13 protein-coding genes are annotated in these 15,504 nt (G+C 32.7%); 3 read left to right on the forward strand and 10 right to left on the reverse strand.

The window, feature by feature from the left end; genetic code table 11:
- The first annotated feature begins 71 nt into the window (after positions 1-71).
- Both moaCB and moaA read left to right on the forward strand, forming a co-directional pair.
- A complete protein-coding gene (moaCB, locus tag AADI82_RS08235) occupies positions 72-983 on the forward strand; it encodes a bifunctional molybdenum cofactor biosynthesis protein MoaC/MoaB (RefSeq protein ID WP_341215965.1) in 912 nt (303 codons plus the stop codon).
- Positions 983-1,990 (forward strand): GTP 3',8-cyclase MoaA, encoded by a 1,008-nt coding sequence (gene moaA / locus AADI82_RS08240; protein ID WP_341215966.1) that lies wholly within the window; start codon positions 983-985, stop codon positions 1,988-1,990. The genes moaCB and moaA overlap by 1 nt, the downstream gene beginning before the upstream one ends.
- Before the next feature lie 2 nt (positions 1,991-1,992).
- Here moaA and AADI82_RS08245 read toward each other — a convergent pair whose 3' ends face one another.
- The 9 genes from AADI82_RS08245 to tilS form a co-directional block, all read right to left on the reverse strand.
- On the reverse strand, positions 1,993-2,580 hold the full coding sequence (locus tag AADI82_RS08245) for a DUF4202 domain-containing protein (RefSeq protein ID WP_341215967.1): 588 nt from the start codon (positions 2,578-2,580) through the stop codon (positions 1,993-1,995).
- A gap of 28 nt (positions 2,581-2,608) precedes the next feature.
- Positions 2,609-4,903 carry an FdhF/YdeP family oxidoreductase gene (locus tag AADI82_RS08250; RefSeq protein ID WP_341215968.1) on the reverse strand — a complete coding sequence of 765 codons (2,295 nt, stop codon included), beginning with the start codon at positions 4,901-4,903 and terminating at the stop codon, positions 2,609-2,611.
- Positions 4,900-5,517, reverse strand: coding sequence for a nucleotidyltransferase family protein (locus AADI82_RS08255; RefSeq protein ID WP_341215969.1), 618 nt, complete (start codon positions 5,515-5,517; stop codon positions 4,900-4,902). Before AADI82_RS08255 ends, AADI82_RS08250 begins: the two co-directional genes overlap by 4 nt.
- 10 nt (positions 5,518-5,527) lie before the next feature.
- Complete coding sequence (locus tag AADI82_RS08260; RefSeq protein ID WP_341215970.1) at positions 5,528-6,547, reverse strand: XdhC family protein; 1,020 nt, start codon at positions 6,545-6,547, stop codon at positions 5,528-5,530.
- 58 nt (positions 6,548-6,605) lie between these two features.
- Positions 6,606-8,825: a molybdopterin cofactor-binding domain-containing protein gene (locus AADI82_RS08265; RefSeq protein ID WP_341215971.1), complete on the reverse strand. Its 2,220-nt coding sequence runs from the start codon at positions 8,823-8,825 to the stop codon at positions 6,606-6,608.
- Positions 8,826-8,852: 27 nt separating this feature from the next.
- The gene (locus AADI82_RS08270; RefSeq protein WP_341215972.1) at positions 8,853-9,308 is read right to left on the reverse strand and encodes a (2Fe-2S)-binding protein; all 456 of its coding nucleotides are present in this window, start codon (positions 9,306-9,308) and stop codon (positions 8,853-8,855) included.
- 64 nt (positions 9,309-9,372) lie between these two features.
- Positions 9,373-10,344, reverse strand: coding sequence for an alpha/beta fold hydrolase (locus AADI82_RS08275; protein ID WP_341215973.1), 972 nt, complete (start codon positions 10,342-10,344; stop codon positions 9,373-9,375).
- A 2-nt stretch (positions 10,345-10,346) separates the two neighbouring features.
- Positions 10,347-11,969, reverse strand: a complete 1,623-nt coding sequence (gene ade, locus AADI82_RS08280) for an adenine deaminase (protein WP_341215974.1) — start codon at positions 11,967-11,969, stop codon at positions 10,347-10,349.
- Positions 11,970-12,046: 77 nt separating this feature from the next.
- Entirely contained in the window at positions 12,047-13,360 is a 1,314-nt protein-coding gene (gene tilS, locus AADI82_RS08285) for a tRNA lysidine(34) synthetase TilS (RefSeq protein WP_341215975.1), read from the reverse strand.
- Positions 13,361-13,483: 123 nt separating this feature from the next.
- On the opposite strand from tilS, the gene AADI82_RS08290 reads away from it, so the two are divergent.
- Positions 13,484-14,176, forward strand: coding sequence for a hypothetical protein (locus tag AADI82_RS08290; protein ID WP_341215976.1), 693 nt, complete (start codon positions 13,484-13,486; stop codon positions 14,174-14,176).
- Here AADI82_RS08290 and AADI82_RS08295 read toward each other — a convergent pair.
- Entirely contained in the window at positions 14,173-15,474 is a 1,302-nt protein-coding gene (locus tag AADI82_RS08295; protein ID WP_341215977.1) for an anthranilate synthase component I family protein, read from the reverse strand. The genes AADI82_RS08290 and AADI82_RS08295 overlap by 4 nt on opposite strands.
- Positions 15,475-15,504: the final 30 nt, after the last annotated feature.

The following is a 15,504-nucleotide window of genomic DNA, read 5'->3' on the forward strand; positions in this document are numbered from 1 at the left end:
TTTCTAATAAATTAAATGCTTTACGGAAAGCCCAGTTAAACAAATAAACAACTCAACAAATCCACACTAAAATGGTTGATATTACAAATAAAAATACAACATTAAGAACTGCAATTGCACAAGCAGTTATAAAAGTTAGTAAAATAGAAACGATACAAGCTATTAAAAACGATACTGTTCCAAAAGGCAATGTATTTGCCATGAGTAAAGCTGCAGGCTTATTAGGTGTAAAACGAACACCAGATATTTTACCCGATTGCCATCCTTTACCTATTGAGTTTACAGGAATAGAATATGAAATAAATGGACTTGAAATTACTGTCTTATTCACAGTTAAAACCATTTATAAAACAGGTGTTGAAGTTGAAGCCATGCATGGAGCAAGCGTTGTAGCTTTAAACATGTATGATATGCTAAAACCTATAGACAAAGGCATAGAGATACACGCTATAAAATTATTGAAAAAGAAAGGAGGAAAATCAGATTTTAGAGATAAATTCAGGAAAGATTTAACAGCTGCGGTTATTGTCTGTTCAGATTCAATTTCTGAAGGACATAAGGAAGATAAAGCAGGAAAAGCCATTATTAAAAAGTTGGAGGAATGCCATGTAAAAGTTTCGGAATACGTGATTATTCCAGATGAAAAAGATAATATTCAAGAAAAAGCTAAAACTTTTCAAAAACAAGGTGTTGATTTGATAATTTATACAGGAGGCACAGGGCTTTCAGGAAGAGATGTTACTCCTGAAGCCTTAATACCAATATTAGACAGACGCATTCCTGGAATAGAAGAAGCCATTCGTAATTACGGGCAAGACCGTATGCCTTACGCAATGTTGTCTCGAAGTGTTGCAGGAACAATTAACAACACTTTAGTTTTAGCCTTGCCAGGTTCAACAAATGGTGCAAAAGAGTCTATGGATGCTATATTTCCTTCGGTATTACATATTTTCAGAATTTTAAAAGGTGTTAGACACGATTAATGGAAAACAACAAAAACATACTACAAGACACACATGGCAGAGACCATACCTACTTACGCATTTCATTAATTGAACGTTGCAATTTACGTTGTTCGTATTGTATGCCAGAAGAAGGCGTGCTACTCTCTCCTAAAAATCATTTAATGACTTATGAAGAAATTTATGAAATAGCAAAAACCTTTGTTAAACATGGTGTTACTAAAATTAGATTGACTGGCGGCGAACCTTTAATTAGAAAAGACATCCCTATTATTTTAGAAAAACTAGCAACACTTCCTGTCGAATTATCCATCACTTCAAACGCCGTTATAATTGATAAGTTTATTGATATTTTGAAAGTAAACGGTGTAAAAAACATCAACGTGAGTTTAGATTCTTTAAATGAAGAAAAATTTAAACATATTACACGTCGCAATGAGTTTAAAAAAGTTTACAATAATATTTTACTATTGATAAAAGAAGGCTTTAACGTTAAAGTGAATGCGGTGTTAATGAAAGGTTTTAACGATAACGAAATTATCGATTTTATTAAGTTTACAAAAAATTTACCAATCTCTGTTCGCTTCATTGAATTTATGCCTTTTGATGGCAATAAATGGGACATCAGTAAAATGGTTTCATATAAAGAAGTAATGAATCAAGTAAATGCTTCTTTTTCCGAAGAAGAAATTGAACGCATACAAGATGCACCAAACGATACGTCTAAAAACTATAAAATAAAAGCTTATAAAGGTAGTTTTGCAATCATAAGTTCGGTAACTAATCCGTTTTGCGATTCGTGTAACAGATTACGTTTAACAGCCAATGGGCAATTAAAAAATTGCTTATTCTCCTCTGGCGAATCTGATTTATTAACATCCCTTCGCGCAGGAAAACCCATTGAACCTATTATTCAAAAAGCGGTACAAGCAAAGCTAAAAGTTCGTGGTGGGATGAATACTTTAGAAAAATTGCAAGAGCCCAAATTGCATAATAACAATAGAAGCATGATTACTATTGGTGGTTAAAACTATGGAGTTATAGCCTCTTTTACTAGTTTTAAATTTTTAGCAGAAAATTGAAGTTTTAAGGCTTCATTTCTACCTCTATCAGACATTTTTTTCCAAGTCTTCTGAAGAATGTCTATTACTTTATTGGAGTCGTGTTTTTCTGAAAATTCTTCGAAATAATAATCTAAAAAAACAAGGCAAACAACATCTTCTAAAATTTGCGCTTCTTCATTTTTTTTTATCAGCTTTTTGGTAATTAAAGCTGTAATTCGGTTAATAAATTCATCGTCATAACCTACTTGTTTTAAAATAGCAGCAGTCATATCTGCATGCATTTTTTTAAGGGTTTCTCTCCATTTTAAATAACCAACTCGATCCATTGGGTATTCATCTCTAGGGATTTTCCAACGGCAAATATGTTGTGCTCTTGCTGCAATTTGTAATGCTTTTGATGCATTGGGATTAAACTGAAATAATGCTCTAGACATGCGCAACGAATACAATAATTCTTTTGGATAGTCTAAACCATGAACACGATATACATTTGGATCTTCAGAATTTTTCTTATCAATTAATGCTATGGCACTCTCAAATCGCGTTGGTTTCATAAATTAGTTATTAAAATACTAGTTGTTTTTAGGCTACTTCAACAGTAATTATTACACTTTTTGAAGCTGGTGTTTTTGCGGTGTGTGCAAAACTATCTAAAGGTACTAAAACATTAGTTTCTGGAAAGTAAGTGGCACAACAATTTTTTGGAATATCATAACCTATCACTTTAAAATTATTAGCAATTCTTGTTACTCCGTTAAATTTGGATTTTAAATTAACAATCTGTTGTTCTTGTAAGCCTCTAATTTTCATATCGGCTCTGTTCATGAAAATGATACGTCTCTCATTATAAATACCACGATATCTATCATTTAATCCGTAGATTGTAGTATTGAATTGGTCGTGACTACGAATGGTCATCATGATTAATTCATCATTTTTAAGCTTCCAATTTGGGAGTTTATTAATAGAAAAGTTTGCTTTTCCTGTTTTGGTTTTAAATTGTCGCACTCGAGCTCCATTTGGTAGATAAAACCCTGACGGATTTTTTAAGCGTTTATTATAATCATTAAAACCATCAACAACTTCTTGAATATCGTCTCGTACTAAGTTATAATCGTCTTTATATTTAAGCCATTCAATTTTAGAACGCTCTTGTAAAGTTGCATTTGCAATGCCACAAACTACAGCAACTTCACTCAACAACGCATTGGAACACGGTTCTAAAATTCCTTTAGTTGACGATACAATGCCCATAGAGTTTTCGACACTTTGGGTTTGAATACCTGTTTTTTGATAATCCTTTTCCGAGCGACCCAAACAAGGTAAAATAAGTGCTTCTTTTCCAGTTACTAAATGTGAACGATTCAATTTAGTACTTACATGAACCGTTAAATTGCAGTTCGCCAAAGCTTGAGCAGCATATTTAGTATCTGGAACTGCCGAGATAAAATTACCGCCTAAACCAAAAAACACTTTAGCTTTTTTCTCATACATCGCCTTAATAGCATCTATTACCGAATAGCCGTGTTTTGTAGTTGGTTTAAAGCCATATTTTGCTTCAATTTTGTCTAAAAAAGCTTGTGGTGCCGATTCCCAAATACCAACGGTTCTGTCTCCTTGCACATTGGAATGCCCACGCACTGGACAAGTGCCTGCGCCTTCTTTTCCAATACTTCCTTTTAACAGCAAAAGATTTACGAGTTCTCGAATATTATCAACGGCATTTTCATGCTGCGTTAAGCCCATAGCCCAACAAATAATAATTTTATTGTTGTTTAATATGAGATTGAAAGCTTCATTAAAAGTTTCTTTAGTAACTCCTGAGGCTTGTAAACATTCATCGAAATCGTACGTTTTTAAATCGGTAATAAAAGCGTCGTAACCATCGGTGAATTCTTCAATAAATACTTTATCAAATACATTACCGCTTTGCTCCTCTTTTTCTAACAGTTTAAGCAGTATTGCTTTTATAAAAGCGACATCGCCATTTATAGTAATTGGTACAAAAACATCGGCAATTTTAGTGCCACCAGTTAGTAATTTTATTGGGTTTTGAGGGTTTGTAAATTTAATTAAGCCAGCTTCAGGTAATGGATTTACAGCAATAATTTTACCACCGTTTTTTTTACATTTTTCTAAAGCGGTTAACATTCTTGGGTGGTTAGTTGCAGGGTTTTGACCAATAACCATAACCACTTCGGCTTTATATAAATCATCTAAAGTTACTGAACCTTTACCTATTCCTAGGGTTTCAGATAGTGCACTACCGCTTGCTTCATGACACATATTGGAGCAGTCTGGCAAATTAGCTGTACCAAATTCGCGTACAAATAATTGGTACAAAAAAGCCGCTTCGTTTGTGGTTCTTCCAGAAGTATAAAACACTGCTTCATCTGGATTATTTAAAGCATTTAAGTGATTTCCAACTTTATTAAAAGCTTCCTCCCAAGGAATAGATTGATAATGTGTTGCATCTTTTGCTAAAAACATGGGTTCGGACAAACGCCCAGATTTACCTATTTCAAAATCTGAAAGTTTTGCAAGTTCATCAACAGAATAGTCTTTAAAAAAATCTACGCCAATGGTTTTGTTTTGAGCTTCTTCTGCCATGGCTTTCAGTCCATTTTCACAATATTCGCCTAAAGCAGAACGTTCATCGTCTGGATCTGGCCATGCACAACCCGGACAATCAAATCCACCTTTTTGATTTATTTTAAGTGATAATTTAATAGCATCTACAGGCTTCATGTATTTTGCAACTTGACCAAAAACGGATTTCACAGAAGCGAATCCTGCGCTATTTGTATGAGGTTTACTGGTTTTTAAATCTGTAAACTGCTCTGGTGTGCTAGCTTTATTTTCTGGTGATGAGCTCATTTATTATTAAATTTCTCCTTGTAAAGCGATTCATAATCTGCTTTTAAGTCTAAATCTAAGTTTTCTAATTCAGGTATTAAAATTTTAACTAATGATTTATTTTTTTTTAAAAGATGTTTAGCACCATAATCATCGTTTAAGGCTAATAACTCTTCAAAATAAATTTTATCAAAAATAACAGGAACACCATACTTTTTGTTTTTATATGATGTTGCAATTATGGGGTGCTCCTTTTTATTAAATTCATCAATTAATTTATTAAGAAACTCAGCATTAATTAAAGGTTGGTCTGCTAAAGTTACTAAAATACCATCAACTTTTTGTTTTGAAGATGTTATATATTCTACTCCAAAAGCTAAAGATTTCCCCAAACCTTTTTGCCAATCTTCATTGTTCAAAATAGTTATGGGATAGTGTCCTAATTCTTTTTTAATTGCATTATAATTCGCGCCTAAAACCACAATCATTTCTTTAACTGATAATTTTAAAGCAGTTTCAATGGCGTTGCCTAATAAAGTGGTATTTCCCCATTTTAGTAGTTGTTTAGGAGTACCCATGCGTTTTGATGCACCGGCTGCTAATATAACAACAGATATGTTGGATGATTTATACAAAATAAAGTAACTACAAGGTATGAATACGCCCCATTTTCTTACTTAAAGATATGGGTTCTTCTTTTCTTATAACACATAAAATCTCAGAAATAATGGAGATAGCTATTTCCTGTGGTGTTTCGGAACCAATGTTTAAACCTGCTGGCCCATGGACTTTATCTAAAAAATCGTCTTCTGCATTCGGGCAATATTCAATAAACTGAGAGAGCAAATCTTCTCGCCGCTTTGTTGGGCCTAATAACCCAATATAATTTGGATTGGTGTCTTTTAAGGCGACTAAGTATCGTAAATCATTCGCAAAATTATGAGTCATTAAAACAATGGCAGTTTGATTGTCTATTAATTTAACATCCATTTGTTCTGGAGAAATAGCAGAAAAACCATGCGCACCCGGAAAATCTGAAATCGATTTGGCTTCTGATGCTCCTGAAACAATAGTTACTTCCCAACCAGTAAGTGCAGCGAATTGGCATAATTTTACGGCATCATGTTCTGCTCCAACTATTAATAGTTTAAAACAAGGAGGCATTTTTTGTTTAAAAACGGAAAGAGATATTTCACTTTCTGTGTTTCTCAAATTATTTAATTGAAAAGTTGTGTTTTCAATTTTTACAACTGAACCATATTTGGGATTAATACCTTCTTTCTTTTGGTAATATGATAACAATTGAAATGATTGTCGTTTTTTTAAACATTCAAAAAAAGATTTTTTGAAGGCTTCATTTGGATTAAAAGGCTCTATTAAAATATATAAAACACCTTCGCACCCCAAACGATACCTGCCATCATAAGTCATTATCTTAGATTCACCTGATTTAAAAACAGATTTTGATTGTAGAATGATTTCTTTTTCAACACATCCACCACTTACTGCTCCAATCATAGTTTCATTCTCCAAAATAAGCATTCTTACTCCAGGTCTTCTATAGGATGAACCATCTAAAGCAACAACAGAAGCTAACACAGATTTTACTCCGTTTTCTTTTGCCTTAATTCCTTCTTTTACTATGTCTTTAAACTCGTGCGTCATGTGTTATGAATTAAAAAAGTCTTCAGGTTAATGAATATTAAACTCTCTGAATTTGATTTTAGCCTAATACTTTTTTTTCAACATTCATATTGCTCATATAAGGTTGTTTGTTTAAACGCTTGCCTGTTGCTTTATAAATAGCATTTGCAACTGCAGCTCCTACTGGTGGCAGTGTTGGTTCCCCTAATCCGGTAGGGTCAATATCACTTTCAATAAAATGAACATCAACTTTAGGGGTTTGCCCCATTCTTATTAGTTGATAAGAATTAAAATTATTATGCTGTGGAATGCCATTATTAAACCCAAAATCTGAATACATGGCATGACCAATTCCATCAAGAACTCCTCCTTTTGCCTGATTCATAGCTCCTAAAGGATTAACTACTATACCACAATCAATAGCGCACGTTACCTTTTTTACAATAGGCACTCCTTTTTCCATAGTAATGTCTGCTATTTCTGCAACATGCGTATTATGACAATAATATACTGAGAGTCCTTGATAAACACCTGCTTCCGTTTTTCCCCAATTAGATTTTTCAACAGCCATTTTCAAAACCCCTTGTAATCGCTCTGGGCTGTATTCAATATTTGGTTCTGGATTTTGCTTAACATTGTCTAACAAATCCATGTGCAATTGAACACGGTCTATGCCTAACTCTTCTGCTAATTCATCAAAGAAACTTTGTTCTGCACTAGCTAAAAAATTAGTCATAGGTGCTCGCCACGCTCCAGTAGTTATATTGCTTCTATGTATGGCAATATCTACTTTGTAATTAGCTATTGCCCCTGCAGGAAAAAAACTTGCTTGAGCTGGCCATAAACTTGAGTTTACACAGGCTTGTTTTAATTCATAGCCTGTTATTTTTCCATTTTTAATTGAAGCTTTTATTTTAAAATTTGACGCAGGTCTATATACTCCTGTGGTCATATCATCTTCTCTCGATGAAACCATTTTTACAGGTTTTCTAATCACATCTGAAATTTCTGCAACTTCATAAACAAAATCTCCATAAAGTCGCCTTCCAAAACCGCCTCCCATTCTAGTCATTTCAATATGAACATCTTTTTTATCTCGACCTAATAAATCTGCAACTACACTTTGTGCCGCTTCGGGTGTTTGAACTGGGCCAACCAAGTGCACTTTCTCATCAGTAACATTGGCAAAGAAATTCATAGGTTCTAAAGTATTGTGAGGTAAAAAAGGAGATTCATAAATACGTTCAATTACTTTGTCTGCTTCTGCAAATGCTTTTTCTACATCTCCGTCTTTCCTTAGAGTATTAAACTTATTACCATTTAATAAACTTTTTAAAGCTACATCATGCTCTTCTGTACTTTCAAGAGGTGTTTCTGTTTTCCAAGTTGCTTTCAAAGCTTTTTTGCCTTTAAACGCATCCCAAGTTGTGTTAGCAATAACCACAACTTTATCAGAACCGCTCATTTGCCAAGTCCAACTCCCTTTACCAGCATCTTGAAACGCTCTTACTTTTTCTCCAATAGTTATCACATCAACAACTCCAGGTAAAGATTTTGCAGCAGAAGCATCATACGATTCTAAAACCTGACCGAATGCTGGCGGTCTTAAAACCGAGGCATACAACATACCTTCTTCTTTATAATCTAAACCAAACAGAGGTTTCCCTGTAATAATTCCATCTATATCTACATTTCCTTTACCTTGACCAATAATTGTAAAATCTTTTGGGTCTTTTAAAGTGACTTCTTCTGGAACTTCTAGAGCAGCTGCCTCTGTAACTACATCTCCATAACTTAGAGTTTCTCCTTTAGCATTTGAAATAACACCTGCTTTAACGGTACAATCTGATGCATCAACTCCCCATTTAGCAGCAGCTGCATTTACCAACATTTGTTTTGCTGTTGCTCCAGTTTGGCGCAATGCCGTCCAACCATGACGAATAGATTGACTACCACCAGCAACCTGTCTTGTATAGTTTACAGTATCTAATGGTGCTTGAACTACAAAAACATCATCCCAAGCCACTTCTAATTCTTCTGCAATAATCATGGGCATTGATGTTTTTACACCTTGACCAATTTCAGGATTTGGTGAAAAAATAGTGACTTTCCCTTCGGGAGAAATTTTAATAAAAGCATTGAAATCATTATAATTTAACTGACTTAAGTCTATAGAAGGCTTAACATCAGACTTGCAAGCATTAAATAAGTTAAAACCAATTATCATACCACCACTGGCTAGAGCTGATGATTTTAAGAACGATCTTCTACTAAATGTGTTTTTATTTGAAGGTGTCATTTTGTTTTTATTTATAGGTTGATTAACTTATTTTTTAGAGGCTACTTTTACAGCTTCTTCTATACTATTATATGAAGCGCATCTACAAATATTTCCATGCATCGCATTTCTAATTTCCGATTCAGAAGGACTTGGATTATTCTTCAAAAATGCTGAAGCCGTCATAATTTGTCCTGCTTGACAGTATCCACATTGTGGTACGTCTATTTCTTTCCACGCTTCTTGCACAGGATGATCTCCTTTTTCTGAAAGCCCTTCAATAGTTGTTATATTCATTCCTTCAGCTTGTGAGACTTGAAGTAAACAACTTCTGGTTGCACTTCCATCTGCGTGAACTGTACAAGCTCCACATTGCCCAATACCACAACCAAATTTGGTGCCTACTAGGTTTATTTTGTCTCTAAGCACCCATAATAAGGGTGTGTCCATATCTGCCTCAACAGTATGGGTTTTGTTATTAATTTTTAAGTTGAATGTTGGCATAGTTGCATTATTTAGAAGAATTGATTCTTACTAAAAATACAAAAAAAAATAGTGATGCTTAAAACTAAATTTTTTTTAACATAGATTTAGTAAACTCTAAAGCTCTCCGTTCATTATAATACACATCCTTTTTATCAATAAATCCAACATGTCCGCCATAGTTTGGCATTTCTAAGTAAAGATTTGGGTTTGCTTTAGCTTCCTTTACAGGATAACACTCAGGTGACAAAAACGAATCGTTAAGTGCATTTATAATTAAAGTTGGTATTTTTATATTTTGAAGAAATTGTAAGCTGCTACTCTTTTCATAATAATCGAGTGCATCTTTAAAACCATGTGCTTTAGAGGTATATATATCATCAAAATCCATTAAGGTTTTAATAGAATTAACATCTTCAGCACTTAGAAATTTAGGAAAATTTTTTTGTTTAGTTTTTAAATGGGCAACTAAATCTTTCAAAAACCTATCATGAAATAATTTATTCTTTATTTTATGAAGCTCTTTGCAAGAACCGTATAAATCACATGGTACAGAAACTGCGATTGCCGCTTTAACCTGTTCATGTACATTATCTCGATCACCTAAATATTTTAAAATTACATTTGCCCCTAAGCTAATCCCTTTTAGGTAGATTTCCGAATAGTTTTTATTTATAATTGCATGTTTAATTATGGCTTCTAAATCATCAGTTGCACCAGAGTGATAACTTCGATATCTTGAATTTTGCTCTCCGCTACAACCTCTAAAATTCACGCAAATGGCATCAACAGTATTTTCATTAAACAATTTTGCTGCACCAGTCATGTAAGGTCGCTGTGCGTTGCCCTCTAAACCGTGCAATAAAATGATAAGTTTTTTGGTTCTTTCTTTTGAAAAACTCCAATCTAAATCTATAAAATCGCCATCGCTTAAAGTGAGGCGTTCACGTTTTTGATTGATCCCTTTCACACGTCTAATCAACCCAGAATACACAGTTGAAACAAATCCGTTTTTAAAATAAAATGGTGGTTTGTAATTAGAATCTATTATAGGCATATTTAATTAACTTCTAAAGTTGTAAACTTAAAATCTGCACCATTAAACAACCCTTTATCGCTTAATTTAAGTGAAGGTATAACTAATAAAGCCATAAAAGACAAAGTCATATATGGTGCATTAAGTTTACTACCAAGTTGTTTAGCTATTTTATCTAATTCGGCATATTGTTTACCAATGGTTTCTCCATCTTTATCGCTCATAATTCCAGCTACAGGAAGTGGTACTATTTTTTCTTCGGAATCTGAAACTGCACAAGTTCCACCTTTGTTTTCTATTATTAAATTTACGGCTTTACAAATAGCTTCGTCTGAAACACCAACGGCTATGATATTATGAGAATCGTGACCAACAGACGATGCAATAGCACCAGTTTTTAATTCGAAATTTTTTATGAATGCAATTGCTGGTTTTTCATCTTGATAACGATTAACTACTACCATTTTCAAAATATCTTTCTCAATATTCGAAATTAAATTACCGTCTTTAATTAAAGCACCTTCGATGAGTTCGTTAGTTACTAATTGTCCTTCTAAAGCTTCAATAACTCTAATTTGTTTTGCTGAAGATTTAAGTTTAAAATCTGATACTTTCTTTTTATTACAATTGAAATTATTTAGTATTTCAAAAGGAATAGATTTAATTAACGATTCACCATTATTAAAAACCAGCTCGCCATTTATATAAGTTTGAAGCGTTTTAAAATCTTTTAAATCTTCAACCACAATGCAATCTGCAAAATCGCCTTCTCGCATCAATCCAACATCAAGATTATAATGTTTAACTGGATTAATACAAGCGACTTGTAAAATTTTAAAAACATCCATTCCTTTTGCCACCGCTCTGGCACAAAGTTTATTGATATGGTTTATTATTAAGGCGTCTGGATGCTTATCATCGCTACAAAACATCATATTTTTATAATACTCAGGCAATAAATCGATTAAGGCTTCAAAATTTTTGGCTGCACTTCCTTCTCTAATTAAAACTTTCATACCTTTTTGAAGTTTTTCTAATCCTTCATCATAAGTAAAACATTCGTGGTCTGTAGATATTCCCGTATTAATATATTTGGTGATTTCATTTCCTCTTAAACCTGGTGCGTGTCCGTCAATAGGTTTATTATACTGTTTTGCCCAAGTTATTTTTTTCATAACTTCATCATCCTCAGACAAAACACCAGGATAATTCATCATTTCTGCTAAATATTTAATATCTGAATTTTCAAGAAGTTTTTTGATATCATCAGAATTTATAACAGCCCCAGCAGATTCAAAAGTTGTTGCTGGCACACAAGATGGCGCACCAAAATTGAATTTAAATGGGGTTTGTTTTCCATTTTCAATCATAAACTCGACCCCTTTAACGCCTAAAACATTAGCAATTTCATGCGGATCGGAAACGGTGGCTACTGTACCATGAGTTACTGCTATTCTTGCAAACTCACTTGGTACCAACATAGAGCTTTCTATATGAATGTGGGCATCAACAAAACCTGGAAGTATATAATGATTAACGTTATTATCTTTTTCTATAATAGACTTAATCTTTCCGTTTTCTATAAATATTTCACCTTTATAGATGCGCTTATTTTTTATATCAACTATGTTTCCTTGTAGTTTCAAATTAGATTTTAATATTTGAGTGAGACACTTCGACTTGTTTCGACTACGCTCAATAACCAACACTCAGTGTGAGAATATTATTTTAATTCAATTTTAAGAATATGCTTTGTGTTTTTTGTTACTTTAAATCTATTATCTGCTCGTTTATTAATTACCCAAACAATATCATCTCCAGAACATAACAACCAAACATTTTCTTTATCTAAAAGCGATAATTTTTCGTCTTTAAAATATTTACTAAGCTTCTTTTTACCTGTCATCCCTAATGGATAAAACACATCGCCTTCCTCTCGCTTTCGAATAATTAAAGGAAAATTTAATTTGTCTTTATCAACATAAATACTATTGTTTTGTTTTTCTGAAATCGAATCTGCTTCATCAAAAAACAAAACTCCAAAAGGGGTTTCAATTTTTTTATTTTTCTCTGAAATAGAAATCGGCTTACTTTCGCCTTTATTTATTTCACTTAACAATAAATGTTCTCTGTTTTTAATTAAACGATGTGTTTTTGAAAAGACTTGCTTTCCAGATTGTGCATCTAATAAATGCAATATATCTTCCCATTGCGTAAAACCTTTCCGTTTTAAAAACTCATACAAATATGCTTTCGGATAATTATATGTCTTAATCTCTTTAATATTTAGCCTTACACTTTTTTTATCTTCAGATATACTAACAACGTGCTCATAAAATTTAGTTATAGCATCTGCAATAATATAATTAGACTCTTGCAAATTTTCTAGCGTGTTGTTTAAGTTTAGTAACAATTGTGGGTTCACGTCTTTTAAAACAGGAATTACATCGTGCCTCAATTTGTTTCGTAAATATTTGGTTGACGTATTACTGCTATCTTCTCGCCATTTAAGTTTTTTTACTTTGACGTAAGTTTCAATTGCTTCTCTAGAAAATGGTAATAATGGTCTGACCAATTTATTGTTAATCGCAGGAATCCCAGTTAATCCTTCTAAGCCTGTACCACGAGACAAATTGATTAAAAAAGTTTCTAAATTATCGTCAGCATGATGTGCGGTTAAAATATAATCGAAACCTAACTGCTCAGATAATTCTTCAAACCAACTATAACGCAACTCACGCGCCGCCATTTGTATTGATAATTTGTTGTCTTTAGCAAAATTTTCAGTATCAAAATTTTCAATAAAAACTTCTAAATCTAAACTTTCGGCTAATTGCAAAACGAACTCTTCGTCAGCATCACTTTCTTTACCTCGTAAATTAAAATTGCAATGCGCTAAAGCTATATTTAGGTCTAATTGATGGCATAAATGCGTTAAAACCACGCTATCAATTCCGCCAGAAATAGCAACAAGTAATTTGCTTTCTTTTAAGAATGAAAACTTATTTTCTATTTGGTTTTTGAATTGTTCTAGCATGTCTTCAAATATACAACATTGCCCATTTATATACACAACTTAAAAGCAGATAACAATGACAAAAATCATGTTTAAAAATTATGTTTTTTGTAACTTTAAAGTATAAATTTAATACTAAAAGTTATGTGCTCAATAGATAAATTAAACGATAAGACCACTCAAAATATCTTTAATAAAAAAGTAATTTCTGCAACGCAACATTTACAAGCCTATATAAAACATCGCTTATATATAGGTGAATCTAAAGGCATAATTCCTAAAAATATGTATTCGTCTAACGACTTTATAGACGAAGCTATTGCTAAATTTTACGAAGGTGGCTACGATATAGATATGGACGCTTTTGCAATAAAAATTAAGTTGTTTAAAATTGTGGATATTGATTTAGATGAACTCTTTAAAAAAGAAGCTTTTCATCAAAACACCTTAAGTACAAACGAAATTTTGGAAGAAGAATTAGACGGTTTAGAAGAAAACTTTACAGTTGATGAGGATTTTGATTTTATTATGAATGAAGAGCTTAACGATATTTCGTATAAACAAGACCATAAACACAAGCATTTGTTTTTATATGATAATGATAACTCGTCTATACAAAATGCGCTTGAGGTTGAAGATATGTCTGCTTTAAACAACAAAAACATATTGGGTAAATTCTACACTTTATTGCCATTAAAAGTATCTGAAATTGTAGATTTATTCGTTTTTGGAAGACTAGATTACGATGAAGTTGCTCAAGTTAAAAACATAGAAGCGAAACGTGTAAAGCGTATTTTAAATTTAACTATTGAAAGCCTAAAAGAACGTTTGGGCTAATGCTCTAAAACCGTTCGCATGGCTTTAGCTTTTACTAAGCATTCTTCATATTCTTGTAAAGGGTTGCTTTTAGATGTTATGGCACCACCAACGGAATACGATACATACTTTTTAGTTTCATTATACAAAATACTTCGAATAACAACGTTAAAATCGAAATCGCCTATTGGTGAAAAATAACCAACTGCTCCAGAGTATAATCCGCGTTTGGTTTCCTCTAAATCTTCAATAATTTTCATTGCAGAAATTTTCGGAGCCCCTGTCATACTTCCCATTGGGAATGTGCTTTTTATAACATCAACGGGATGTGTGGTTTTTTCAATTTTAGACGTGACTGTAGAAATCATTTGGTGTACTTGATCAAAAGTATATATTTTGCACAACTCTTCAACTTCAACACTGCCTTTTATGGCTGTTTTAGATAAATCGTTACGTACCAAATCTACAATCATAATATTTTCACTACGCTCCTTTTCATCTTTTAATAAATCATTTTTCAATAAATTATCTTCTTCAAAATCATCAGACCGTTTTGCAGTACCTTTTATAGGCTGCGAAATAACAGTACCCCCATCTTTTTTTAAATAACGCTCGGGAGAAGCCGACAACAAGTATTTATCGTTGCATTTTAAAAACGTTGCGAATGGCGGATTTGAAATCGCATTGAGCTTATTATAAGTTTCTAGTGGATTTATAACAGTATCTTCCGCATAAAATTCTTGACAAAAATTAGCTTCGTAAATATCGCCTCGATGTATGTGAGCAAGCATATTGTTGATTTTTTCGAAATACTCGTCTTTATGAATGCGAAGTTTTATTTTGATGTTGTTACTTTCATTTTGCAGATTGCCACGTCCTTTGTTCTCGCAATGACGAATATTCTTTAAATCGTCTTCCCATTCATCTTCAACACCTTTTAAATATTGAATTTCAACATGACTATCTTTAAAAAAAAATAGTTTTTTAGGTTGAAAAAAGTATAAATCTGGAAACTCTAATCCATCAAATTTATTAGAGCTTAAAGCCTCAACATCATTCTTTAAATCATAAGTTAAATAGCCAAAAACCCAATCATTTACCAAGGTTTGGTACTCTTTAAGCTTTTCAAAACCATTATAAAAATCGGTTTTAATACTCGTAAAAGCATCAACTGCCATAACCGCATCGTAATTAGAATAATTTTGCTCGTAATTATTAGAATCTAACCAAACCACATCTTCAAATTGCTGTGCCCAAGCCAATAATTGGTTTTTAAAAACTTTAGATGATTTTGTTTTATGAAAAAAGGTTGTTCTCAATAATAAAAAAGTTTATGCTGTAAAGTTACT

Origin of the sequence: uncultured Wocania sp. (assembly GCF_964021735.1) — a bacterium.
Taxonomy (GTDB): domain Bacteria; phylum Bacteroidota; class Bacteroidia; order Flavobacteriales; family Flavobacteriaceae; genus Wocania_A.